The organism is Gilliamella sp. Choc5-1 (assembly GCF_001690595.1).
In the GTDB taxonomy this organism is placed as follows: Bacteria; Pseudomonadota; Gammaproteobacteria; order Enterobacterales; family Orbaceae; genus Gilliamella; species Gilliamella apicola_M.
Genome location: NZ_LZHH01000029.1, coordinates 1 through 26,643, shown reverse-complemented (window position 1 = coordinate 26,643; position 26,643 = coordinate 1). Strand labels below are relative to the sequence as shown.

Here is a 26,643-nt window from a genome sequence, read left to right as displayed (position 1 = left end):
AATCTATTTCTTAACATAGTTAATAATGGGGGTTTTAATTTTATCGGTTTCATAATCATTTAATCTCAAGCTGAGTTTGTATTATGCCTAAATTATCTTGACTGTAGAAAAACGCCGAGCTATTTATACTTCATGATTGAATTAATTCACTAAAAACGCATAAGACGTTTTGCCTGAAATCATTTTATGGATTTTAACAGTATTATGAAAATCAATAAAACGATTAAACTTATTTTTTCTATCTTTTTTATTTTTAAATAATTACTAGCTAGTGATTTTGCAACATTCATTAACATAAACATATGCATCACGCACATCTCTATTTCGACTTTCCCATTGGTTTATGGCGGAGGGTTTGTTGAATTGTTGATTGATATGATGGTTATTACGCAGTTTATCTAAACAAATAAAGACAGTAGAATTTTTTGTCAAAAACTTTCAGGAGTGCACTACGTTTATGTATAAATATTAAAAAAAATCATATAAATAAATTAATAATATTTTCTAATTTGCTGCTTCGTTTGATTTTTAAGTAAAAGCAAATCTTTGGTATCAGCCCTTATCGCGTGTCTGTGATAGGACGTTAATTTTGTTTTTTATGGATATTTATTACAGTAATTTCTCAAATTACGGTAAACAACACGAGGAATTGCTACAAATAACCGATTCTACAAACCTCAATACTTATCGTGTTTCGATTAAAAGGCTCAAATATAGTAATTATTACTATATCTTCCCTCAAACGAACAACTTTTAGAAGTAAATTACGGTTACATTAATCAATAACAAAAACAATAGAATGAAAAAGTTAATCTATATTGTATATTTTTATGTTTGAACTGTAGAAAAATTAACATATAATAGAAATAGTAAATAATTAGTTAAAATTTTGTTGTATTTTTTAATCCATTGAAGGAAGGTATCTATGAGTAAAAGTGCAAGCGTTGCCCCAAAAGAAAGAATTAATATTAAGTATGTACCAGCCACAGGTGATCAAGTTGAAGAAAAAGAACTTCCATTAAATCTCGTTATAGTAGGTGACCATAAAGGTAGAACTGAAGATACTTCAATTGAAGAACGTCAATTAGTTTCTATTGATAAAAATAATTTTAACGATGTAATGGAAAAATCGAATATAAAATTAACTTTTAACGTACCAAATAAGTTACAAGAAGATAATGATGAAGAGCTATCAATCAATCTTGATATTAAAAATCTTCATTCATTTAATCCTGATCAAATAGCAAAACAAGTACCAGAGATTAATAATTTAATTCAATTACGTGAAGCTCTCACAGCTTTAAAAAACCCGATGGGCAATATTAAGGCTTTCAGAGAAGCGATTGCGCATGTATTATCAGATGATAAAGCAAGAAAAAATTTATTAAATGAACTACAAATCTCTGATAAAGATTAATATCTTTATTGGTACCTCTAGTTATTAAATTATTAATAGTCAATTAAATAAGGAATTTAGGTATATGTCTAAAGCAGAATATAATGCTCTTCAAGAACCTAGTACTATTCACGAAAGCAGTTTGCTTGATCAAATTATGTCAAAATCAAGGTTAACGCCTGCAGAAGAAGGGTATGAAACAGCTAAAAAAGGAGTAGCAGCTTTTATTGCTAAAATGTTAGAGAATGATAGTAAAGAAGAGCCTATCAATAAGATACTTGTTGATCAAATGATCGCTGAACTAGATAAAAAGATCTCAGTACAAATGGATGAGATTTTACATCATAAGAAATTACAACAAGTTGAAAGTGCATGGCGTGGAATAAAATTACTCGTTGATCGAACTGATTTTCGTGAAAATATCAAAATTCAGTTAATGCATGCAACAAAAGAAGAATTATTAGAAGATTTTGAATATGCCCCAGAAATTGTTCAAAGTGGATTTTATAAACATATCTATACAGCAGGATATGGCCAGTTCGGTGGTGAACCTGTTGGAGCTGTAATTGGAAACTATGCATTCACTCCAGGTAGCCAAGATATTAAGTTAATGCAATATGTCACTGCTGTTGGTGCAATGGCTCACGCGCCATTTATTTCATCTGTTTCTCCTAAATTTTTTGGAATCGATAGCTATACTGAAATGTCATCAATTAAAGAGCTTAGTTCAATTTTTGAAAGCCCTGCATATACTAAATGGCGTTCATTTAGAGAGTCTGAAGATGCTAGATATTGTAGTTTGCTAGCTGGTAATTATCTTGCTCGTCTACCTTATTCAACTTCAGATAACCCTGTAAAAACATTTAATTATAATGAACAAGTCAACGATAATCATAACCATTTTTTGTGGGCTAATTCAGCATTTACGTTTGCAACTCGTATTACTAATAGTTTTGCAAAATACCGTTTTTGTGCCAACATCATTGGTCCACAAAGTGGTGGTGCCGTTGAAGATTTACCTGTACATCTTTATGAGTCAATGGGTGAACTTCAAGCGAAAATTCCAACAGAAACACTTATTTCAGATCGTCGAGAACTTGAGCTAGCTGAACAAGGTTTTATTACATTAACAATGAGAAAAGGATCGGATAATGCTGCATTTTTCTCGGCTAACTCAGTTCAAATACCTAAACGTTTTCCTAATACCAAAGAAGGTAAAGAAGCTGAAACTAATTACAAATTAGGTACGCAGTTGCCTTATATGTTTATTATTAATCGATTGGCACACTACATTAAGGTATTACAACGAGAGCAAATTGGTTCTTGGAAAGAAAGAGCTGACTTAGAGCGTGAGCTAAATGTTTGGCTTAAACAGTATGTTGCAGATCAAGAAAATCCGCCTGCTGATGTTCGCAGTCGAAAACCATTGCGAGCAGCTAGTGTAACTGTTTCTGATGTTGAAGGTGATCCAGGTTGGTATCAAGTTGGATTATTAGTTCGACCTCATTTTAAATATATGGGTGCTAATTTTGAGTTATCACTTGTTGGTCGTTTAGATAAAGAATAATACCTAATATTATGGCAGCATTATTAAAGTGGCAAAAAAATCATCAACAAAGCTTATTTGATCGAATTCATACGGAGTCGGATCAAAATGATTATCAATTTGATAAAACTTGTTTGGATTCGATTAAATTTAATTTATCTAGGATTCTTAATAGTCGTCCTGGTGGCTGCCAAAGTTCCTATTCAATGGGGGTTGTTGATTTGAATGATGCAACGATGAACTCTTCGGAAATTAAAGCTGAAATTTGCCGAGAAATTAAAAATTGTATAGAAAAATATGAACCACGTATTATGCAAGTTACCGTAATTGCTCGGGCAAATGATAGCAATCTGCTTACAATGCAATTTACAATTCAAGCAATTGTAAAGGACGAGTTTGGTACAAATAACATAGAGTTTAAAGTTTATTTTAATGATAGACAACGTTATTTTTTTGAATAATTGGGAACTGAGCTTATGTCATTAATTACGGAACAGTTCCATGATGAAATTGTATTTATTCGAGATATTGCACATGACTTTGCAAAAGTGCATCCTCAATTGTTACAGTTTATCATTGAAGATGAAAAAGATCCTGATGTTGAAAGACTGATTGAAGGTCTTGCTTATATCACCAGCCAACTTAAATTAAAATTAAAATATGATTTACCGGAGTTAATTCAGTCACTTTTAGTCTTATTATGGCCAAATTATTTAAAACCTATTCCAAGTTTAACTATTCTAGAGGCATCCATTCACGATAAAACGACAAACGCCATGTTACTAAAAGGAAGTGAAATCAAGCATCAAGCTACAAGTACAGCTTCGTATACATTTCAAACTTGCCGTGATTTGTTGGTTACACCATTAGTTATTAAAGATATAAAACTATCGCATCAATTGCAACAAAACTCTCTTATTATTGATTTTGCATTGGATCCACATTTAAAACTAAATAATCTGAATGCTCTTCAATTTTATCTTGGTGATGATAGCTATGTCGGTAGTATTTTATATATGATGTTATTAAATTATGTAACATCAGGCTGTATCATTGTTAATGGTGTAGAATTACCTTTAACTAATTTACGGTTCAATCCTATCGGTTTTAATCATGAACAAACTCTATTACCATATGCAGATAATACCAATAAGGGATTTAGAACACTGCATGAATATTTTGCCTTTCCTGAGGGATTTCTTTTTTTACAAATTTTACATGATGATAATAACTTATTTCCCACAAGCATTAATTGTACTCATTTTCAATTAAAAATTAATTTTAATTGCGATATTGATCCTAAAATTAAACTACGTAAACATATGATAAAAATTAATTGTGTACCAGCAATAAATTTATTTTATCATGATGCGGAACCAATTCTCTTAGATGGAAAAAAAGAAAAATATCCTTTAGAAGCTAATTACCAGTATAGAGATAACTTTGAAATTTACTCAGTAGTACGGGTTGAAAGTAGAACAAAAAATGAGATAGCAGAGTATTACGATTTTAATAGTTTTGAACATAAAAATCAATTATATAAAGATAAAAACAAGCGTTTTTACAATATCACACAAACACAAGACAAGCGAACATTAACTATTCGTCACTGGATTTCTTTTGTGCGTAGTGATGAAAAGGATTGGATTAATAATATCGAAACCATATCAGTTAAATTACTTTGTTCAAACAAAGATAAACCATCTGAATTAAAAATTGGAGATTTAAAACAAGTTATTTCTATAGATGATAAAAGTCAAATTACACTCAAAAATATTATTCGCCCAACCTTGCAATTAGTCCCAATGATTGATGAAAGTCAATATTGGACAACCATCTCCAATTTGGCAAAAAATTACAAATCATTACTACAACAAGATATCTTAAAACAGATTTTTCAAAGTTATCATTTTCCAGCGATGCATAATCCGCAGCAAGAAAGAACATTATTAAAAATTCTTAGTGGTATTGTCAAAATTGAATCTTGTCAAGTTAAACGTAAATTAGCAAATAAAATGGTTGTTCAAGGTGTAAAGACGTATATACATTTAAGTCAATCAGTTTTTAAATCAGAAGGAGATCTTTACCTTTGGGGGACAGTACTCGCTCATTTTTTAGCTCAACAAGCTGCATTAAACTCATTTCATCTATTAGTTATAGTGAACATTGATAATCAGGAGCATTATACATGGCCAGTAAAAGTCGGTCAGCACTTGCTGATATAAATGCCAAAACATATAACTTTAATCAACTGATTGAGTTAATTTATAAAACACATAATAAGCAGAATGATTTAAATAAAGATGGTTTTCCTGAGGATGAATTAGTTCGTTTTAAAGCAAATGGAACTCTAGCTTTCCCTACAAGTGATATATCAAATTTAAAAGAAACTGATGATGGAAAATATTTATTAGAAACAACATTTTTAGGATTGCAAGGAAGTCAGTCACCTTTGCCAACTTTTTATTTAGAAAAATTTGCTTGGAGTTATACTCAAGATGAATCTGGTTTAAATCATTTTCTTGATCTGTTTAATCATCGATTTATTACCCTATTTCATCGTATTTGGCGTAAATATCGCTATTATATATCTTACAATAATGGATTAGATAGCTTTTCACAGCGTATGTTTGCTTTTGTTGGTTTAGAAAATCCCAATTTAAGGAAAACATTACAAATTAATCATAGCAAAATGCTTTCATATGTAGGTTTACTTTCAGGTACAGCTCGCTCTCCAGAAGTAATTAGCGGATTAATTGCACACTGTTTTGATTTAGATGATGTTTCTATTATGCCATGGCAAGAACGAATAGTACCAATCCAACCTGATCAGCAAACTTTTTTAGGTAAAATCAATTCTGAATTAGGTGAAAATTTTGTCATTGGTGATAATATTGATGACTGCAATGGCAAATTTCTTTTATGTTTAAATCAGTTAACTGTTAAACGCTATCTTTCATTTTTACCTTCTGGGGAACTATTTGAACCACTAAAGACATTGGTCACGTTTATTTTGCGAGATCAACTTGCATTTGATGTGAGACTCTCGTTAGCTAAAGATCAATTGGATGAAATGAATTTAGGTAATGAAATAAGTTGTTTATTAGGATGGACTACATTTATTGGTGAAATGCCAGATTATCCAAGTATCACTATTTGTATGCGAGAATAAAATCATGGATCAAATCAATCATCAAATTTTACAATTAAAAATAAGAAATACTGAAGCACTTCATAGTGGTAATACAAGGGAGCATGTATTTAATCTTAACGGAGGTATAATTGGCAGTCATCAGAATGTTGAATGGCAGATACAAGATTTCTATAACAGTGTTTCAGGTATTCATGCTCAAATAAATAATAAAGATGGTTATTATTTTATTCAGCCAATAGAAAATAAATTATTCATTAATCAGTCTGAAATATCATCACAAACTGGTTCTGTTAAGTTACAGCATGGAGATGAAATAAGAATTGGTAACCTAATTATTCATGCCAGAATTGGAACTGATCTTCATCAGTTATTAGATGATCCTTTAGATAAATCACCCTCACAAATTATATCAATCAATGAGATATCATTGAATGACATGTTTGATACCGAAGATAAAAACACTATTTCACATCTATATAGTAATGATACAGAGCAAAAAAGTGAAATTGTTGATCCATTTAAAGCAATAGAAAAAGACTCTAGCGATGTATTATCTGATTTTTATAAAAATATATCAGAACATGAAAATAATCCATCAGAACAAAACAAATCATTAGTAGACTATAATGTAAAACAAGGAAGCCTAATGAACAATAATTTTATCGAAGTTCCCAATTGTGATTCAACGTTACATGATGATAATACATATACCATCGAAAATGTAAATTTAAGTTTGGTTCCTTTTCTTCGAGGATTAGGAGTTAGTTTAAATATTCATAATACAGATGAAGCAAATGCTCTTTTAGAAGAATTGGGGGAAACCCTTAAAGCTACCGTTGAAGGTTTATTAAAATTAAACCTGTCAAAAGATGTTTTAAAAAATAAAAATTTAAGGCCAATAGAAGATAACCCGCTACGATTGAATCAAAACTATTCTGACACAATGGCATTACTATTTTCTGAACAGCTTTGTACTGTTTATTTATCAGCGCCAGCAGCAGTAAAAGAATCATTGGAAAATGTCGCAATCCATAATAAAGCCAGTGAAATTGCAACTAAATACGCACTTTCTGCCATGTTAGATGCTTTTTCACCCGACCAGCTATCAAGTCGCTTTGAAATCTATCGTAATAGTCGAAAAGTGAAGGAGCATGATGGAACATGGTCTTGGAATATGTATTGTAGCTATTACAAGGAGCTGTCATCGAATCGACAACAAGGCTTCGAAAAATTGTTCTGGGAACATTATGATCAAGAATATGACAAGCAATTGCGACGGCTTAACCAGGAGCGTATTTGAAATGCATAACCGTTTGTTGAGAATATCTTTTTGTTTTCTTATATCGTTGAACCTTTTTGGCTGTGAAACAACAAAAAAAATTTTTGATGTAATCAGCGATCCCAATGTTCCTGTTGGCTATCCATCGGAGAACCCAACTGAAGTAACCCTGACTTTTTTATCTGGTGAAGATATCAATCAAAATCAGGAAGGGGAAGCCTCACCAATAGAATTACAAGTTATTTACCTTAACGAAGACTCACACTTTTTAAGCGCTAATTATGATCAGCTGTTGATCGAAGGACCTGAAAAAGCACTCGGCAAGAATTATGTTGATCATCAAGATTACACACTATTACCAGACCAATATAAAATTTTACCACCACTGAAAATCAATGAAAAAACACGATTTATTGGCGTAATAGCACATTATGGTGATATTAACAATTCTTATTGGGCTGACATTGCCGAAGTAGAAGCTATAGGCAAAAAAGCAACCTATCTAATACACATAAAAGCCAATGAAGTTTTAATTAAGAAGGAAGAAAAATAATGGGTACTCATAGCAATGTTATTTGGGTAAATGGGGCGGTTCGCCCACAGAATTTTCAGCAACAACAGCGTTATTATGACTATTTATTAAGTCACCATTTAAACCTTATCAATAACTATTTTTATGGGTTTAGTACCTTAGAACTCAATCGCGAATTTCTACGATTAGGACGCGTGGGATTATCTTCTGCACTTGGATTAATGCCAGATGGCACATTATTCGATATTCCCTTTCAAGATCAATTACCTGATCCCATTGAAATAAAGAAATTAGATACAGCTGAAAGTCATAATATCTATCTTGTATTACCAAATCGAAATGAGTCAGTCACTGCGATAGATATTGCAAAAGATAATAAAATGAGAGACACAAGATATGTTCATGATGAGATAAATGTTCGCGATATTTTCAGTAAAAATGGCGAGATCCGTGAAGTTCCTATTGCTAAATTATCGCCACGCTTAATGCAAGGTTCAGACGACCTTAGTGCTTATACCGTATTACCAGTTTGTCGAATTAAAGAAAAAAAAGCGGATGGTACACTTGTTTTAGATGAATATTTTATTCCAACGTGTAATTCAATTAGTGTTTCGTATTTGCTATATGATTTTTTAAGTGAAGTTGCTGGATTAATCACCGAACGAGGTAAGCAGATATCACAAAGGATTAGTGCGCCAAATCAACAAGGGGTTGCTGATGTAGCTGAGTTTCTAATGTTACAACTATTTAATCGGGCAAAACCTATTTTTATCCATTTAGCAAAGCGTACCAGTGTACATCCAGAAGATCTTTATCGCCAATTAGTTTTAATCTGTGGTGAACTGATGACATTTACAGATGAGTCACGTATTAGCCCATTTTTTGAGCATTATAATCATGATGATCTTACAACTACTTTTTATGACTTAATGTTAATTACTCGACGTGCATTAAGCACCGTATTAATGCCTAGAGCGGTTTCTATTCAATTATCAAAACGATCTCATGGTGTATATGATGGCGTTATTCATGATAAGACCTTATTACGTACTGCAGATTTTATTCTGGCGGTAAAAGCTCGTGTACCACAAGAATCTTTATTACGATTATTTGTACAACAAACGAAAGTATCAACACCAAATAAAATTCGAGAGATTGTAAGTATACAAGTTTTAGGTATTCCTCTTAAAGCACTCAGTGCGGCTCCTTCACAATTACCACACCATTCTGGTTATACCTACTTTCAGTTAGATACTAATGCACCGGCTTGGGAAGATATCATTACTAATGGTGCTATTGCTTTCCACGTAGCAGGAGATTTTCCTGAACTTGATTTGCAATTTTGGGCTATTCGAGGTAAATAATAATGCAAAATACGATTTTTCATCATGAAGATACAATACAGCAAACGTTTATTCTAAGAGGTAACAGTATCAACCCAATGATTGATGCTGCAACCCCATTACTTGGTATGACCCAACGTTTAAGAGACATGACAAACTTGGATAATGCTGAAGAAGTTTATAAACAGGTTGTAAACGATATTTTGGCCATTGAGCATATTTTACAAACTAAAGGGTATGAATCAAGTGCAGTTATTTCTTTCCGTTATGTACTTTGCACCTTTATTGATGAACTTGCGATGCAACATCCATGGAACACTCAAAATAATTGGGGAGCTCATTCATTACTAGTCCGATTTCATAACGAATCATGGGGAGGAGAGAGGGTTTATTTATTACTTGAACGTTTAATAAGTGAACCACAAAAATATAAAGACTTACTTGAGTTCATATATATCTGTTTTTGCCTTGGTTTTCGCGGTCGTTACAAAGTCGGTATTGGACATACAGAAGAATTTAACAAAATTTTTCGACGATTACATGATTTGCTTTACTCAATGCAGGGGCAATCTAGCAATATAGTATTATCACAAGGGGAAAGCATAAAAAGCCCTTACAAGTTGCAGAAAAAAATTTCTATTACAACGCTTTCAATATTTTTAATTATAGGTTTATCTGTAGTTTACTTAATTTATACCTTGAAATTAAATAATCAAACGCAAGAAATTATTAATCAATTAAATCTATTGTTACATTAATATTAGGCAAGTTATATGATTAAAATCGATTTACCAAAATTAGTTGCTCAATTTCATCCTATAAGCAAACAAATTTTAGAAACAACAGCAACGTTATGTGTTAGTAAAAAACAACCTGAAATTACAGTATCACATTATTTATTTCAATGTTTAGACACACCATTAAATGACATAAGAATAATTTTAGACAAAGCTAAAATTGATTATCAGCTATTAAAGCAATTATTAGATGAAAGTGCTTTTATGCATACTCAATGGGATGAGACGCCACCATTTTCACCTTTATTAATTCAATGGTTTCAAGAAGCCTTATTAATTTCTCAAATTGAATTAAAACAACCTCAAATTAGAACAGGTGCTTTATTACTTGCTCTACTTCAAAATCCTACCAGATATGTCTCAATACCGCTTTCTCAGCATCTTAAAGTAATTAATCAAGAATTATTAAAAGATCAATTTGAGCAGTGGACGCAAGGTTCAGCTGAAAATATTTCAGATGATGAAAAAGGTAAGTCATCATCAACCTCCTTTGGTGAACTCACCTTACTAGATCGTTATGCAACTAATGTTACTAAACTTGCAAGGCAACACAAATTAGATCCTGTACTATGTCGTGATGAAGAAATAGATTTAATGATCGACATATTGTGTCGCAGGCGTAAAAATAACCCTATTATTGTAGGTGAAGCAGGTGTTGGGAAAAGTGCATTAATTGAAGGGTTAGCATTACGCATTATTAATGAGCAAGTTCCTGATAAACTTAAAGGCACTGAGCTAATGAATCTTGATCTTGGTGCATTGCAAGCTGGCGCATCAGTTAAAGGAGAATTTGAAAAAAGATTCAAAGGAATCATGTCAGAGGTGATCGAATCTGCAATACCAATTATTTTATTTATTGATGAAGCACATACACTAATAGGTGCAGGAAATAGTGCTGGAGGTTTAGATGTATCTAATTTATTAAAACCGGCTTTAGCTCGAGGTGAATTAAAAACCATAGCAGCAACGACTTGGAGTGAGTATAAAAAATATTTTGAAAAAGATGCAGCTTTATCTAGACGATTTCAACTTGTACAGGTTAATGAACCTAGTGCAGAAGAAGCAATTGTTATTCTTAGAGGTTTAAGAGCTATTTATGAAAATGCACATGGTGTTTTAATAGATGATGATGCTTTGAAAGCGGCCGCTATATTAAGTGATCGCTACCTATCTGGTAGACAATTACCAGATAAGGCTATTGATGTATTGGACACAGCCTGTGCGCGTATTGCAATTAATCTAACAACCCCACCAAAACGTGTTTGTGCATTACAAAATAGGTTGCATCAGAATAACACTGAAATCCAGTTGTTAACACGTCAACAGTATTTAGGATTAGATAATTACGATGAACGTTTGTCGGAGTTAAAGACACAAAATATATCATTAACGGAAGAACTACAACAACTTGAAGCTCAATGGCAGCAACAGCAACAATTAGTTGAAAAAATAATTAGTATACGTACACAACTATTACAACTTGAAGATAGTAGTTGTGAAACAGTAGATGATACAAAAGAAGTAGAAATAATAAAACTGACTTCTCAACTAAAACAACTAACAAAACAACTAAATGAGGCTCAAGTTCATCTAGTCTCTCCTCATGTTGATAAATCACAAATTGCAAATGTTATTGCTGAATGGACAGGTGTCCCCATTAGGCAGATCTCTCAAGATGAATTAAAGATTATTACTGATCTCCCTACTTATTTAAATCAGATCATAAAAGGACAAGATCTTGCTATCGCTCATTTACATAAGCATTTGTTAACTTCAAGGGCTGATTTAAGAAGGCCTGGTAGACCACTAGGTGCTTTTTTACTAGTGGGGCCAAGTGGTGTTGGTAAAACGGAAACTGTATTACAAATTGCTAATTTATTATTTGGTGGAACTCAGTATCTAACAACAATAAATATGTCTGAGTTTCAAGAAAAACATACTGTTTCTCGTTTAATTGGTTCACCACCTGGTTATATTGGCTATGGAGAAGGTGGCGTATTAACTGAAGCAATCCGAAAAAAACCTTATTCTGTTGTATTATTAGATGAGGTTGAAAAAGCTCATCCAGATGTATTAAATTTATTTTATCAAGCTTTTGATAAAGGTGAAATAGCTGATGGCGAAGGGCGAATAATTGATTGTAAAAATGTGGTTTTCTTTTTAACTTCAAATCTAGGGTATCAAAGCATTGTTCAGAATGCTAATAAACCCGAAAACATTGTAGATAAGTTATATCCAGAGTTAGCTAATTTCTTTAAACCTGCATTACTTGCAAGGATGGAAATTGTTCCCTACTTACCATTATCAGAAGATATACTCAAATCAATCATTGTCGATAAGTTAACTCGATTACACAACGTTCTCCATACTCGTTTTAAGGCTGATGTTATATTCGATACAGAGGTGGCTGAAGAAATAATTAACCGAGCAAACCGAAGCGAAAATGGAGCTAGAATGCTTGAATCAATCATTGATGGTTTTTTATTACCACCTGTTTCGTTACAATTACTCAAAAAAGTATCCGCAAACGAAAAAATAGCACTTATTCACTTTAGTGTTAATAATAATCAATTCACAGCAGAGATTAATTAACTGATGCGTAAAAATTATCATTTTGATCTTAGTTATATTCGGTATTTCTTTTTTATGGTATTAGGCATTCATTTGATGAATGTAGCTAATGCGACATTAAATGATAAAGAAACACTTAATTTATTAGCTCAATGCGCCAAAGAAACATCGGCACTTACACGATTAGAATGTTACGATAAAATCTTATATCCAAATAGTAAAACTCCTTTACAAAAAGAAGAAGTGCCGCAACATAGTCCCCTTTGGTTTTCGATTGTTGAACAAGAAAAAACACGTAAGGAAGATAGTCCTTATTTTATTCTAAATACTTCAAATAATGACTCTCAGATTTTATTAACGACCTATGCGATTGGTCTTCAACCGCCAAGGCCGATTTTAGCTTTTAGTTGCATTGATAATATTACACGTATGCAAATCGTTTTATTTAATCCAATAAACCATAAAAATACAAAACTAAAATTAGTTACTGAGAACGATGTGGTAAAAGCCAATTGGTTTGTCAGAGACAATGGTTTTATTTTTGAATCAAGTAGAGGATTACTTGGTATAGAACAAATTAAACGTATTCTTAATGCTAAATCATTAACACTAAAATCAGACGATCCTATGTTAAACGACTTAGTGTTTAATGTATCAACATTAAATTCCTCAATAAAAGTATTAAGAACAGCATGTCATTGGTAAGGAGTAATGACCGTGAAAGAATTAGAAAATCATCCTTGGGTTGAGCCTATATTGAGTGAAATAGAAGATCCCACATTACCCATTGATGAGAATAACCCTGTTTGGGAATATATTGATAGTGCAATTGCAAGCATGGGAACCATTAGCCATGGGCAAATTGATATCGGACAGGTGCAACAAAATGCATTAATATTATTAAAAGATAGTAAAGATACACGCATCATAGTGCACTTATTAAGAACTTTACAACATGCCAAAAAACCTCAAAATATTTTGTTGGCTATTTATTTATTGTCAATTTATATTGCAAAATATTGGCTAATTTCCGCACCGCAACCTAAACTAAAAGCAAGGTTATTTAAGCAAATTATTCAACGATTTTCACAAGCTAATAAAATCTTTGATGAAGAAGCAACCGCAATAGAAAAACAGTTAGCATATAATTACTTATTATCAATTAAACAATTTTTTGATACAAATGAACTGGCTTGTGATGAAGAATTTAAGCAGTTATTGACAACATATCAACGCTTTTCTTTGCAGTCATCTAATCCTAAAGATGAAAGTAAAATACCTTCATCAAATAATAAATCAGTCAATAAGAAAGTAGTTGTTAATAACATTGAAAATAAATCAAATTCAGTGGTTCAAGAACCGCTTCAATCAGTGAATATCAATCATGAAACACAAGTTGAATGGAAGCGGACATTAATAAAAGTTGCAGAAATATTATTTGAAAAACATCCAGAGAACCCAATAAGTATTCGTTTAAGGCGACATGCTATATTTTATTCGCTCACTGAACCACTCAATAATAATGATATAACAGATTTAATGCCTGTTCCCATAGATCGTATTAATGAATATAAAGCGAATATAGCTACATCAACAATACAACAGTGGGCAAAAATAGAAAATGAGTTGACTCTTATGCCATTTTGGCTAGAAGGGCATTTTATTTCAGCCAATATGGCACACCATTTAGGTTTTAATAACGTAGCTGAAGCTATTCGTGATGAATTACAGACTTTATTAAATCGGTTACCTAAATTATATGATTTAAAATACAGTGATCACACATCATTTATTAGTGACAGTATGAAAAAATGGTTGATATCAAAAAATTCACTTTCTCAAAATTCACAAACCGATTTAGAACAAGCTATTTTTGAGTGTTATAAGGAAAAGGGGTTAGAAGCTGCAATCCAATTGCTTGAAGAAAATAACTATTCTAAAGATTTAAGAGATAATTATTATTATCAAAAAATTAATGCACAACTTCTAAAACATGCTGGATTTGAAACTACCGCAAAACAACAGGCATTAAGTATCTTAACCGCATGCAAAAATATAACGTTAACGGAATGGGAACCTTCTTTCATTGAAACGTTAATTCAATTAACAAAGACTAATAACTAAAAAATAGGACGATGCAATGAAATTACCACTAATATTTCAATTAATCGGCTCAAAGTTACCTCGGCTTAAACCGTCAGTAACATTACTCGTTATCCTTATAGCTGTTGTATCATTGATTTGGCTTTGGATATCAGGAGCAGAATGGACTATTGCCGAATATCAACCCTTTTTATCACTGGAAATTCGGTTATTAATTACAGCATTATACATTATTGCTTTTTTCTGTTGGGGATTTTATATCGTTATCAGAAAATTACAACAATACGAAAACAGACAAAAAGATCGTAAAGAAAAAGTAAAAGATCCTCTTAAAGAGGATATTAGTATACAAATACGTTATTTAAAACATTGGATAATTAAATTAAAAGAACATTTTAATAATAACCGAGATAGTGTTTATCAATTACCGTGGTATCTCATGATTGGTGAATCACAGAGTGGAAAAAGCTTATTTTTAGAGGAAAGCTATTCTACAACTTCACTTTACCAACCAGATTTAAATGAAAAGGACAAACCGCTAATTAAGCCACTATTAGGTGAACAAGCTGTTATTTTTGATGTAAATGGATTACTAATTAGTCAACCTAATACTGATGAATTGGGAAAACCAAAATTATATAACCGATTATGGTTTTCAATTTTAAATTGGTTATTACAAGAACGTAGTAATCAACCGTTAAACGGTATTATTTTAACTATTGATTTATATGATTTCGTCTCTTCGAATAAAGGACGACAAGATGAAATCTTATCTAATTTACATCAACGAGTATTTGATATTTATAAAACTTTACAGTGTAAATTACCAGTATATATAGTTTTCACAAAACTAGATCTGTTTTACGGTTTTGAAGCCATGTACCAAAAATTAGATAAACACCAACGAGATAGTATTTTAGGTGTCACTTTTGATGATGAAAAAACATGGGATGAAGAATTTAGCATGTTTTGGCTAAATTGGGGCAAACAGATGAATCAGGCAATACCTGATATGATGTTAAATAGTGTTGATATTCAGCAACGTAGTGCATTATTTTCTTTTAGTCGCCAGATGCATGGCATACATGATTACTTACGCTATATCATCAATTATTTATTGCTAAATCAAGATAAAGAGATGCTTATTCTTCGTGGTTTATATTTAGTTTCTTCAACGCAAAAAGGACAAATGGGTGATATCTTTGTCAAAACGACAGCATCACAATATCATTTAAATGTACAACCTTATCCAACATGGCCAATATCACAAACTCAATCTTATTTTTCAACACGATTATTTAAAGATGTTTTATTAGCAGAACCAAATATTGCTGGTTATAACTTAAAATCTAAGCAGCATTATCGACGTAAAATTAAATTATTTTCAGCTGTAGCAACATTGTGCTCAATAAGTCTAATTGCAACATTTCACTATTATTATAAGAAAAACTATGATGCTGGCGATCTTGTTTTAGCTCAAATGAAACAGTATATACAAATTCCTACTATGGCTCAAAAAGATATTTACGGCGATTCGGAATTACCAAAGCTTAATCCTCTGCGTGAGGCGATGTTTGCTTATGGTAATTATCATGAATATAATCGTTATTTATCTAATTTTGGATTTTATCAAGGCTATAAAATAGCGCCATCTATAGAATCTATGTATTTAAAACTGCTTCAACAGCGATATCTGCCAGATATTATGCATGGATTAACTAATGAGCTCCAACAGGCGCCTAAAGAAAGTGAACAAAAATTAGGTGTGCTACGTATTATGCGAATGATTGAAGATGAATCGGGACGTGATAAAGAGCTAGTCCTGAATTACATGCGTAATCGCTGGAGTGATCTCTTTATTGGACAGCAAGATAAACAAGATAAACTAATACAGCATTTGGATTATGCATTAATCCATAACCAATGGAAAAAAGAGAGAAATAGTAATGATAAAATGGCCATAGATGCCTTTATGGCATTTAAACAACCTATTCAACAGGCACAGATTGAACTAAAAAAACTTTCTGTTTATCAACGTATATATCAAAATTTGCGACTAAAATCAGCTAATATATTACCAACAGACTTGAATGTTAAAACTGAAATTGGTGCATCGTTTGATTCGGTGTATAAAGTAAACAATGAAAAACTATTAGTTATTCCTCAATTTTTGACGTATGAAAGTTTAATTAATTATTTTCTTAAACAAGATGAACGCTTTATAGACTTAACAGCACTAGACAGTTGGGTATTAGGTATAGCTAAAAGTACTAAATATACCCATGCTGATAGGGAAAATATTAAGCATTATATAATTGATCTATATATGAATGATTATATAAATACTTGGCATAAAGCTTATGATAATTTAATCATAAAGGATTTTGATAGTATTGCTAATGCTATAGAAACATTGGAGAGCATTAATAGTAGTGAACAACCGTTGAAAAAAGCAATTATGCTTATAAAAAATAATTCCGAAGCCTTACCTGTATCTGATTTAAATAACAAAAAAACTAATAAAACGGAATTTACTAATGAAGAGCGAACACTAATCAATAGTATTCATCGTGAATTTTCAAAAGCTGTTTCAGTATTACAAGATAATAATCAACAATTAAGCACTATTCAAAATGCTTCTCAAAAATTAGGTGATCTACATCGTTATTTGCTGATGATACAGAATTCACCTTCTCCAGGTAAGGCCGCACTAAAAGCAGTACAACTGCATATGAATCAGAATAGTAGTGATCCTATCATTGAGATTCAACAATTAGCTAAAACAGCTCCTGAACCGTTGGGACGATGGCTAAATGAGTTATCTAAACAAATTTGGGATGTTATTATTACTGAAGCTATACGTTCATTGGAAGTTGAATGGAACGAGAAAGTAGTCAAAGATTTTAATTTAAACCTTGCTAACCGTTATCCATTTAACACTGCATCTAATCATGATGTTTCACTCAGTGAGTTTCAACGTTTCTTCAAAAATGGAGGAGTGATTGATAGTTTTTATCAAGAAAATTTAAAAATTTTTGTTGATAATAATTTATTAAAAGATGCTAATGATAAAAGACTAATTAGAGCTGATGTATTAGCGCAACTAAAAGTGGCAGATAAGATTAGAAGGACATTTTTTGATGCACAAAATGCCTTGAATGTTCAATATACCATTAAACCTATTTCTATGTCAGCGAATAAACGTCGTAGTATTTTAAATCTTGATGGACAGTTGGTTGATTATAGCCATGGTAAAAGTATTCAAACTCAAATAATTTGGCCAAACACAATGCGAGAGGAAATTGAAAGCAAATTAACACTAATTTCAAACACGAATCAAAGTTCTAGAACTTTAATTCGTTCTGGGTTTTGGGGACAATTTAGATTATTTGATATTGGTAAATTAACTAATATAACTGATTCATCTTTTGATATACGTTACGATATTGATGGAGGTTCTGTTATTTATCGTATTCAAGTTGATAGTGCAGAAAATCCATTTGCTGGTGGGTTATTTAGCCAATTTAAACTTTCTGATACGCTTTATTAAAAAATGACACAGATCCTAATTTTATTATGGATCTGTTTATTGAGATTGTGCGATGGAACAAAATAATATTCACATTATTAAAATGGGAAAAGATCCCTCTCATTTTGATGAGTTCGAAACTATAAAATCAGAAATTAATAAATTAAGTCATCCTAAACATCCAATTATTGATTGGGCATTGATAGAAAATAATGCTCTAATACTATTTGAAAAAAATGGAATTGATTTATTATCGATTAGTTATTATACCCTTGCAAGATACCACCGTTATGGTTTGAGCGGCTTTGTTGAAGGTTGTGAACTTCTTAAATCACTTATTTGTTATCAATGGGAAGAATTATGGCCTACTAACCCTGTTTTTCGAGTAGATGCATTAAATTGGTTTAATTCCCGGCTCGGTTCTTTGATTCGCCAACAAGACTTCACTATCAAAGATATAGCCTTATTGCAACGTGCTTGCGATGCTCTTCAAAAAGTAATAGATAAATTATATCAAGTACCATTTGAAAAATCCCCTCTAATTGATAACCTGTTATTTTATATAGAAAATAAAATAAAAATTTTAGAAAAAAAACATATCATTTTTCCGAAAAAAGAACCAAAAAAATCAATCAAAAAAATACTACTTTATCTTCCGGAAACTTCTAATAGGCAAGATTTATCTGATAAAGATATAGAACAAGATCAATACCAAACAAATAAAATAACAGAAATATCCCCAAATGTATCGACTATATCATTAGAATATCATAGTAAAAAGCGATTTTCATGGTGGAGTTTTGCGTTTGGCGTTATTTTAGCTTCTGTTTGTAGTTTTTGTGTAATGGAATTTTTTAATTGCCAACATGCACAAATGTTAGATTTAATGGGGCCAAATTTGTCTTGGTTTGATAGGGATTCATCTAAACAACCAAATATTTCTTTGATAAATAATGAAAAAACACGCTCCTTTATATTGACACATTATGAAAAACAAATTCATGATATTTCATCATTATCGCCTATTAGTTCTTATTATTATATCAATAATTTATTGAAAAATGTTCAACGGCTATGGCCAGAAGAGGAAAAATATAAGCAGTTGGATAATTATTGGCAGAATCAATTGCAAGCTAATGTTGCTTATAAGATTAACACCTTAAACTATCATAATGCGAAAATGCAATTACAAAGCTTAATAAATAAAGTAGATAATGCAATATCAGAAGATCGCTATATTACAATTAATCAATTACGTACAATGCTCGATAATATTCAAAAAGAACTAGATAGTGAGCCTCCTATTGAAGAAGTGCTACGTCAAATTGAAGAGCTTCAGCAAAATGGAAAAGAGGTCACAACTGAACTTAAACAAAAATTTAATCGACAACTGAAAGCTATTATGACCAGATTTTACCAAACCGGTGGATAATTAAATAATAATTATTAGGTTGAAAAACTCACATAGATAAAGGTTAAAAGCCGAATTTCACTTTTAACCTTTAATTTATGTTAATTAAGATTCTATTGGTGCTCTCCAATCATCAGATCCGGATGTGCCAGCAACTGTATGTTCCCAAATGATTTTACGATAAGCTAAAGATACTTTTAACAATTGAGTATACTCTTTATCGCTCGGTGATTGACAATGGGGCATATGTAAATCCATATCCACAATAGTAGCATCTTCAAGAGTTGTAGTAAAAAAGTGTTCTTGCTTGCCTTCTATAGAAGTTCTATACCATTTTAATTGTACTTTTGGTAGCATCTCGCCAGATGCTAGCGCATTATAAAGCAAAGGAACAGCTTTATTTAAAGCAACAACAAATTGGAATGGCTTGTGAGCACGTTGACCAGATGGTTGTCCTGATTGAGGATCAGTAGGTACAGTAACATTATGTAAAAACTCTTGTACTAACATCTCATCTTCATGACCATTAACATAGATATTCCCCACTGATTCAGCAGTAAAAGCACCAGCAGTGATGTTTCCTTGTGTTTTCCCTTCAATAGAAATATAACATGGAGTTGGCATAATAATCCCCTTTTTTATAATGAATTTAGTTATAAAGAATAATTTAAATAATGTGCTTATATTATTTATGTTATCTATTTTACATTATTTATAATAAAATGGATCAAAAAATTTATAAAAAATAAATAAATTAGTATATCTTATTTTTTTCATATAGTAATCATGTGTAACAATATCTTACTTTAAGGGGGGAAACTATGCGCGGAGTAATTCGACTTGGCGATCCAACAAGTCATGGTGGAAGAGTCATAACGGCATCAACAAAAACTATAATACAAGGAAAACCTGTCGCTCGTGTTGGTGATTTGGTGTCATGTCCTATACCAGAACACGGTAATAATCCTATAGTTGAAGGCGAAGCTAATTTTAAAGATGAAGGAAAACCTGTCGCCTTAGATGGTCATAAAAGCGCTTGTGGTTGCACATTAATTTCAACCACAAGTGATGTTAGTGTAGGGTAAAATATTATTTAATTAGGGCAATCTCTTACCAATTTAACGTAAGTTATTGCCATATTTTGATAAAGTTTTATTTTAGCAAATGTATTTTCAAACAAATGATGATATCTATATAAATACTAATCAATATTAAATAAAGAAAATAGTTTTATTCAGTTTGCTAATTATTGTACATTATTTAGTAATAATTTAGTTCATATCAATCATATCAGAATGTTTTTTTTAACATATCATTATAATTAGTTCCAGATGAACTCATTGGTGTAGATGCATTACCAAGTATATTCTTAGCTACTCCATTGATACCTTGTGGCATTTTAAGCATTTGTTCAACATTTTTTATATTATTACTAAGTTGTGATGCACTATCAAATGCTCCTGATAAAAATTGGAATTGATTATTGAATCCAAGTTTATTGACTATATTATTTAATATTGATGTTTTATCAAATATATCCATATTTGGCATTGTGCCACCAGTAAATCCACCATTCATTATCATATTAGGATTACTTAAACCACCAGCAACCCCCCCCCCCGAAATTATATTTTGTACTTTTGCTGAATTATCAGGCATATCTGATGGTGTAACACCTATATCACATTGACCTTGTTTACATTTTTCACATTCTTCGCAAAAAGGTGCATTTTTTTTAATTGTTCCTTGCTGAACAAGACTAGGAGCAACTAAAGTAGCGATAAATCCTGGAATTTTTAAATTAAGTTTTTTGCCTTTACCAGGAGAACCAGCTCCAATATTAAATGGAGAAGAAGTAAATATACCTGATGGTTTTAATACAATAAATTGCCCACCAGCTTTAATGGTTAGTTCTGTCCCAGCATCTAATGTTATTTTTGAGTTTGCCTTAGCTGATATTTCACTACCAGAATTAATTACGTAATCTGTGCCAACTTTGAGATGAAATTCATTGCTAATTTTTTCTGATTTACTCGACTCACGTTTTATCCGAGTTTCTCCTTTGACTGAAACATCACTATTACCAATGATTTCAATAGTGCTATTATTGGCTATTTTGCTTTTATGATCATTACGAATATCCCATGTTGTATTATTATTGATAAGGGCATTAAAATCCTTCTGCCCATGAATGAAAATCTCCTCTTGACCACTTTCATCTTCAAATGAAATTTCGTTATAACCTTCTGCTTTATGTGACTTAGAGCGCCAAACCATTTTGGTTTTATGGGTAGGCAATTTATAAGGTGGTTTATTAAGAGCATTATAATATCGACCACTAATAATAGGGCGATCAATATCGCCATCAATATAGGTAATTATCACTTCTTGACCTATACGCGGTAATGTAACACTACCAAAACCATTGCCAGCCCATTGATTGGCTGTTCTTACCCAAGCAGAAGCTTTATCATCAGCGGGATCATAACGATTCCAGTGAAAATGAACTTTAACACATCCATATTCATTCGTATGTATTTCTTCGCCAGCAGGACCAACAACTTCGGCTATTTCATTGGCATCAGGGACTGGTTTATGAATATAAGCAGGTCGCCACTCTTTTTCAGCTGAAATAAATTCAATGTGATTACTGACAACTGTTACACCACCATCAGCTTCTTCTTCTAATGCTTGAGGACAATAACCTTGATGATTAACCCTAACAACTTGCCATTTGGCGTTTAATTTATTATCTGAATGTTCACTTAACGTAAAAATTGTCCCTGGCATCAATTTTATACAATTTGTCGTTGCACACCCTAATTCAGATTCAGCCTGTAGTGCATCTAAACGATATTGCGTAAAGTTTTTTCCAGGTTTATCATCTTCAAAGCGTCCATAACTTTCAAAAAAAGCAAAATGCTCATTACCTTGTTGAGTCGATGACTGATGCATTAATTCATAAGCGGGTTTTGTGTAATTTCTATCTTTATGAATCGCCATATTTGGTTTCATGGTTACCGAAAAGGTTAAATCACTCATCAAATCACCCGTTTCGGCCGTTTGAGGATGCGTATTATAGATCAAACTGGCACCTGATTTTTGCCCTAACCGACTATCTGAATAAAACAGTTTCTGATTTTTATCATCAATTTGCTCAAACCAAAAAGTTATTCCTTCTTCTGCGGCGATACGTTCAAAAAATTGATAATCTGTTTCTCGTTTTTGTGTTACATATTCCCGAATTAGATGTTCGTCATTAAGTTGACTATCAAATTGAATATTATGATATAAAAACATACTTTCTATAATTTCAGGAATACTTTTAAAATGAAAAATACGACTATCTTTGCGTAGCGTAAGTAACCATGCTGAAGGTCGCACTACAATTTTATAATGAGTACGTCTGAACCCAGACTTTCCCTGTTCAATAGTTTCTATCAAGCCAGAAATGGTTCGTTGTTCTTCACCACTGGCATTAACTTTAAATGTTACCTGCTGTAAAATTAAACTACTCAGATCGGATAATGGTTCTTTGGTTGCGACATATAGAGTAAGTGTAAATAGCTCTGATAGTGCCTCTTCATGGGTAAATTTATACACTGAAAAAGTATCATCAGAAAGCTCACCAACTTTGCACGTAAAATGAAGCCCATTATTATTCATAGCTAATTCCTATATTTGTTTTTTACTGCCACTAATTTGGGGTAATGTCCAACATTCTTTAGTTTGTGTATTGATTATTTTAGTTAATAAAAAGCTATTATTAGTAATACAATAAGCAAAAAAATTTCCTAGTAACGATCCTAACCTAAACATTTCTCCTTTATCTGGGTAAAAATCAGGATCTAAATAAAATTCTAGTTGAACACCTCTTAAAGGTAATCCATTAACAAGTCTGTCAACAGGATGACTTATTACATTTTCTATACCAAGTAAAAATTGTTTTAAACGATTATGAGCAGGACGATTAGACTTACTATGAATATCAAAATCTTGTACTACTTGGCGAATAACATTAATATCATTTAAAAAAATAGGGCTTAATGATAAGTGTGAAATTAATGGCCAATGGACATGGCTTGATATTATAGGTAAAAAAGGCTTACTGACTTTAGTAATATTGGTAAATGCAACACCACTCGGTACCTCGCCTGTGGATGTTGAAATTTCATTTATGTTCAGCCCTGTAATTTCTTGACGATTAATACACTCAAGCTCACAAATAAAATAATTTATATCGGTCACATCAGTAGGTTTACCTTGGTGATCAAAAAAAGAGAGTTTATAAATGACATTACCAATAACATCATGTTCTCGCTCTATTTTATAAAAAATATCAGCGTCATTAAATGTAAACCGTGTAGGAGAAAATTTAGTAATCGGTTTATATTCAATGGAGACTCCACGACCTAATCGATGTGCCTCTGCTGGTGAATAGACTCTCAAAATACGATAAATTTCATGCAAAGGATTGGTTGGTTTAATAACAAAGCCTGTTGGGGTTCTTTGTGCGCTATCAAAGGAAATAGGATAACTTACTGTTGAAAATTTATTAATTGCAGGCACGCAATATAAACGAAACACATGCTCATCAATAAGATTGTCGAAAGGAAATGCTTGGTTAAAATCAAAAACCACATCAAAACAGGCATTCTCACCTTGAAGAATGTATGGTTTTATATAACTAATATCTAATTCAATAAAATCATTAACATGATCGGTATAGAGATATTCTTGCAATAGTTGCAAACGCCAATAAGGAGAACCATTACATGGTAAAAGTAAATTTTCTTCCGTAGAGGGTTTAATATTAACCAAGTTGTTGGAGCACGAATATTCCTCTCCTGCCACTCTAATTTGGATATTTTCTAAATAATGTGAAAACCATAACAATAATAATCCGGCTGTCTGTTTATTTTCCCCTAAAAATAGCGGTAATAATTTAAACTCCCAATCAATTTGATTTGAATTGCCATACCATTCAAACGTTAAAGTAAGCTGAGAGCCTTTATTACTATGTACAATTTTACGATTAATGATTTGTAGTGGTAATATTCTAACATCTCGTCTTGTTTGAAAAATATAATGGTCCTTAGTTCCTGGATTTTTCGAACTTTGTACATGTATTTCAGGAGGAATATAAATTATCTCACCATTTCTTTCTGGAATAAACTCAAAAACCGTTGTTGCAGGAATAGGATTAATTGGCGTTGACCAAACTTCATCAAGTAAGGCATGGGTTATTTCAGGAAAAGCATCATCAATTTTCTGGCGCAAACGCGCAATTAAAAGAGCATTACCTTCTAATATTCGTTCAACATCAGCATCGTCAGTTGATGCTGAAAAAAATGCATCTAACTCAGGATGTTTTTCAGCAAAATGACGAGCTAATAGTTTAATGTATGAAATTTCATCTTGATAAAAATCTTTTAACTCCATTCCCTTCAAACCCTTTTGACTTAGATTAACTAAGACATTTCAAATACAGTTAACATCTTTAAGTGTTATTTATATATAATTATGTTATTGATGTTAACATAAAACCACAATTAATTATATTACAAAAGATAAATAGTTATTTGATTTAAAGAAAGTTATTTTACTGATTTACCTTTATATCTTTCAGCTAATAATAAAGCTGCGTTAGCATATGATTTATGGATAAGTTGATCAATCTGAGCTATATCCGTTACATTATTACGGAACTTAGGAGGAATATAATCTACCTCAACATTAATAGGTGAATATGTTGACCAATTACCAGTTACAACATCAACTAATGTAAATTTTAGTAAATAACGTAATGATTTGGTATTACTCGGTAATTTACCACCAGAATACAAACGCCAATTTACAATGTTTGTTTTTTCGTCAAGAACACCGTTTTCAAGCTCTCCCCAATAAACAACAATGGTGCGTTGACCTCCTTTGGCAGCGATAAGACGCAGTTGTTTCATGTAATTATTATAAATGACATGATCTGAATCTTTGCTTTTTCGGCGGTTTGATAATGTTTTTGTTTTTGGAAAACCATTATAAACCGAAACCTGATAGTACTTTGACATTTCTAACTGCATTGTGGCATCTGGTACACTTTCCCCAGACTGCACAAGAATAATAGAAGATTTAAGAGGAACATGGAATCCTTTTTTAGCCAAATAGGCGGCCTCTTGAATGTCATAATCCGTAATCTCTTTATCCAACTCTTCATCAAAAATATCTTTATCTGTTAACTGTACTTTAGCCACTTTTGCTGCGCTATAAGCTGGATTTTTTACCATTTGAGAGGATGAACAATTTATCAAGAAAAAGCTTAAAAATGAAATAATTATAAAATTTACTAATTTGGCTATTTTTTGCATGATGTTATTTGCCCTTATTTGAATAGATGACAAAATTTTTTCTAATACTTTACATTCTATTACATAAATAAGATAATCCTAACGTAATAAAACAAACATTACCATAAAAATTCATTATTAATTTTGTTCGATTTATAACAATAAAAAATAAACCTAAAGATAAATATTAAAATTATTTATAATTTAGTTAGTTAAGCAATAAACTAATAAATTATATCAATAATACCGATGTTAAATAAACGAAATAATTTATACAACAATAAGTGCTAAAAAAAGATTATTGAAATAATATCGTTCAAAAATATTGTTTCAATAACAAAAATAACGTATTTTAAATAAGAAAATGCATTTATTTTCGATTTCTTAACGGCTCTATGGTGGGGATGTTGTTGGTGATATTGATAAATCATAATGTTAATTATTATTTTGTTTTATTTCATGGAGTAAGCATATTATGTTAGATATGCCACTAGCTAACTGGCGCACCATTACCGCCACCTCGTCTATGCCTTTATATGCGGTGCTTTCTAACGTCAGTGATGCGCAAGCCGTTAAAAACTACTATATTACCGATGGCTCGCAAACGCCTTATGGCCTTTATACTGGCACCCCTTACG

19 protein-coding genes are annotated in these 26,643 nt (G+C 31.7%); 15 read left to right on the top strand and 4 right to left on the bottom strand.

Annotation, left to right across the window (positions count from 1 at the left end; translation table 11 throughout):
• Positions 1-925 precede the first annotated feature (925 nt).
• The 14 genes from tssB (at position 926) to A9G35_RS02750 (ending at position 19,682) form a co-directional block, all read left to right on the top strand.
• Entirely contained in the window at positions 926-1,417 is a 492-nt protein-coding gene (gene tssB / locus A9G35_RS02815; protein ID WP_065635589.1) for a type VI secretion system contractile sheath small subunit, read from the top strand.
• 64 nt (positions 1,418-1,481) lie between these two features.
• The gene (tssC, locus tag A9G35_RS02810) at positions 1,482-2,963 is read left to right on the top strand and encodes a type VI secretion system contractile sheath large subunit (protein ID WP_065635588.1); all 1,482 of its coding nucleotides are present in this window, start codon (positions 1,482-1,484) and stop codon (positions 2,961-2,963) included.
• A gap of 11 nt (positions 2,964-2,974) precedes the next feature.
• Complete coding sequence (tssE, locus tag A9G35_RS02805; protein ID WP_065635587.1) at positions 2,975-3,403, top strand: type VI secretion system baseplate subunit TssE; 429 nt, start codon at positions 2,975-2,977, stop codon at positions 3,401-3,403.
• Positions 3,404-3,418: 15 nt separating this feature from the next.
• Positions 3,419-5,167 carry a type VI secretion system baseplate subunit TssF gene (tssF, locus tag A9G35_RS02800; RefSeq protein WP_081300091.1) on the top strand — a complete coding sequence of 583 codons (1,749 nt, stop codon included), beginning with the start codon at positions 3,419-3,421 and terminating at the stop codon, positions 5,165-5,167.
• On the top strand, positions 5,131-6,114 hold the full coding sequence (gene tssG, locus A9G35_RS02795) for a type VI secretion system baseplate subunit TssG (protein ID WP_065635586.1): 984 nt from the start codon (positions 5,131-5,133) through the stop codon (positions 6,112-6,114). Before tssF (A9G35_RS02800) ends, tssG begins: the two co-directional genes overlap by 37 nt.
• A 4-nt stretch (positions 6,115-6,118) precedes the next feature.
• Positions 6,119-7,396 (top strand): type VI secretion system-associated FHA domain protein TagH, encoded by a 1,278-nt coding sequence (tagH, locus tag A9G35_RS02790; protein ID WP_065635585.1) that lies wholly within the window; start codon positions 6,119-6,121, stop codon positions 7,394-7,396.
• Between the two features lies 1 nt (position 7,397).
• Positions 7,398-7,928, top strand: a complete 531-nt coding sequence (gene tssJ, locus A9G35_RS02785; RefSeq protein WP_065635584.1) for a type VI secretion system lipoprotein TssJ — start codon at positions 7,398-7,400, stop codon at positions 7,926-7,928.
• Positions 7,928-9,271, top strand: coding sequence for a type VI secretion system baseplate subunit TssK (gene tssK, locus A9G35_RS02780; protein WP_065635583.1), 1,344 nt, complete (start codon positions 7,928-7,930; stop codon positions 9,269-9,271). Before tssJ ends, tssK begins: the two co-directional genes overlap by 1 nt.
• Before the next feature lie 2 nt (positions 9,272-9,273).
• The gene (gene icmH / locus A9G35_RS02775; protein WP_065635582.1) at positions 9,274-10,008 is read left to right on the top strand and encodes a type IVB secretion system protein IcmH/DotU; all 735 of its coding nucleotides are present in this window, start codon (positions 9,274-9,276) and stop codon (positions 10,006-10,008) included.
• A gap of 15 nt (positions 10,009-10,023) precedes the next feature.
• The gene (tssH, locus tag A9G35_RS02770; RefSeq protein ID WP_065635581.1) at positions 10,024-12,639 is read left to right on the top strand and encodes a type VI secretion system ATPase TssH; all 2,616 of its coding nucleotides are present in this window, start codon (positions 10,024-10,026) and stop codon (positions 12,637-12,639) included.
• Between the two features lie 3 nt (positions 12,640-12,642).
• Positions 12,643-13,323 carry a type VI secretion system-associated protein VasI gene (vasI, locus tag A9G35_RS02765; RefSeq protein ID WP_081300090.1) on the top strand — a complete coding sequence of 227 codons (681 nt, stop codon included), beginning with the start codon at positions 12,643-12,645 and terminating at the stop codon, positions 13,321-13,323.
• Positions 13,324-13,335: 12 nt separating this feature from the next.
• Positions 13,336-14,742 (top strand): type VI secretion system protein TssA, encoded by a 1,407-nt coding sequence (gene tssA, locus A9G35_RS02760; RefSeq protein ID WP_176701372.1) that lies wholly within the window; start codon positions 13,336-13,338, stop codon positions 14,740-14,742.
• Positions 14,743-14,758: 16 nt separating this feature from the next.
• Positions 14,759-18,271 (top strand): type VI secretion system membrane subunit TssM, encoded by a 3,513-nt coding sequence (gene tssM, locus A9G35_RS02755; RefSeq protein ID WP_065635578.1) that lies wholly within the window; start codon positions 14,759-14,761, stop codon positions 18,269-18,271.
• A 52-nt stretch (positions 18,272-18,323) separates the two neighbouring features.
• The gene (locus tag A9G35_RS02750; RefSeq protein WP_065635577.1) at positions 18,324-19,682 is read left to right on the top strand and encodes a VasL domain-containing protein; all 1,359 of its coding nucleotides are present in this window, start codon (positions 18,324-18,326) and stop codon (positions 19,680-19,682) included.
• 84 nt (positions 19,683-19,766) lie between these two features.
• Here the strand turns inward: A9G35_RS02750 and A9G35_RS02745 are convergent, their stop codons facing one another.
• On the bottom strand, positions 19,767-20,285 hold the full coding sequence (locus A9G35_RS02745) for an Hcp family type VI secretion system effector (RefSeq protein WP_065635576.1): 519 nt from the start codon (positions 20,283-20,285) through the stop codon (positions 19,767-19,769).
• A gap of 197 nt (positions 20,286-20,482) precedes the next feature.
• Here A9G35_RS02745 and A9G35_RS02740 point away from each other — a divergent pair, with 197 nt between their 5' ends.
• Positions 20,483-20,746 carry a PAAR domain-containing protein gene (locus A9G35_RS02740; protein ID WP_065635575.1) on the top strand — a complete coding sequence of 88 codons (264 nt, stop codon included), beginning with the start codon at positions 20,483-20,485 and terminating at the stop codon, positions 20,744-20,746.
• A gap of 205 nt (positions 20,747-20,951) precedes the next feature.
• On the opposite strand, the gene tssI is transcribed toward A9G35_RS02740, so the two are convergent.
• The 3 genes from tssI to A9G35_RS02725 form a co-directional block, all read right to left on the bottom strand.
• Positions 20,952-23,327 carry a type VI secretion system tip protein TssI/VgrG gene (tssI, locus tag A9G35_RS02735; protein WP_065635574.1) on the bottom strand — a complete coding sequence of 792 codons (2,376 nt, stop codon included), beginning with the start codon at positions 23,325-23,327 and terminating at the stop codon, positions 20,952-20,954.
• A 9-nt stretch (positions 23,328-23,336) separates the two neighbouring features.
• Positions 23,337-25,103 (bottom strand): type VI secretion system baseplate subunit TssF, encoded by a 1,767-nt coding sequence (gene tssF, locus A9G35_RS02730; RefSeq protein WP_065635573.1) that lies wholly within the window; start codon positions 25,101-25,103, stop codon positions 23,337-23,339.
• 155 nt (positions 25,104-25,258) lie between these two features.
• A complete protein-coding gene (locus A9G35_RS02725; protein ID WP_081300089.1) occupies positions 25,259-26,026 on the bottom strand; it encodes a hypothetical protein in 768 nt (255 codons plus the stop codon).
• Positions 26,027-26,643: the final 617 nt, after the last annotated feature.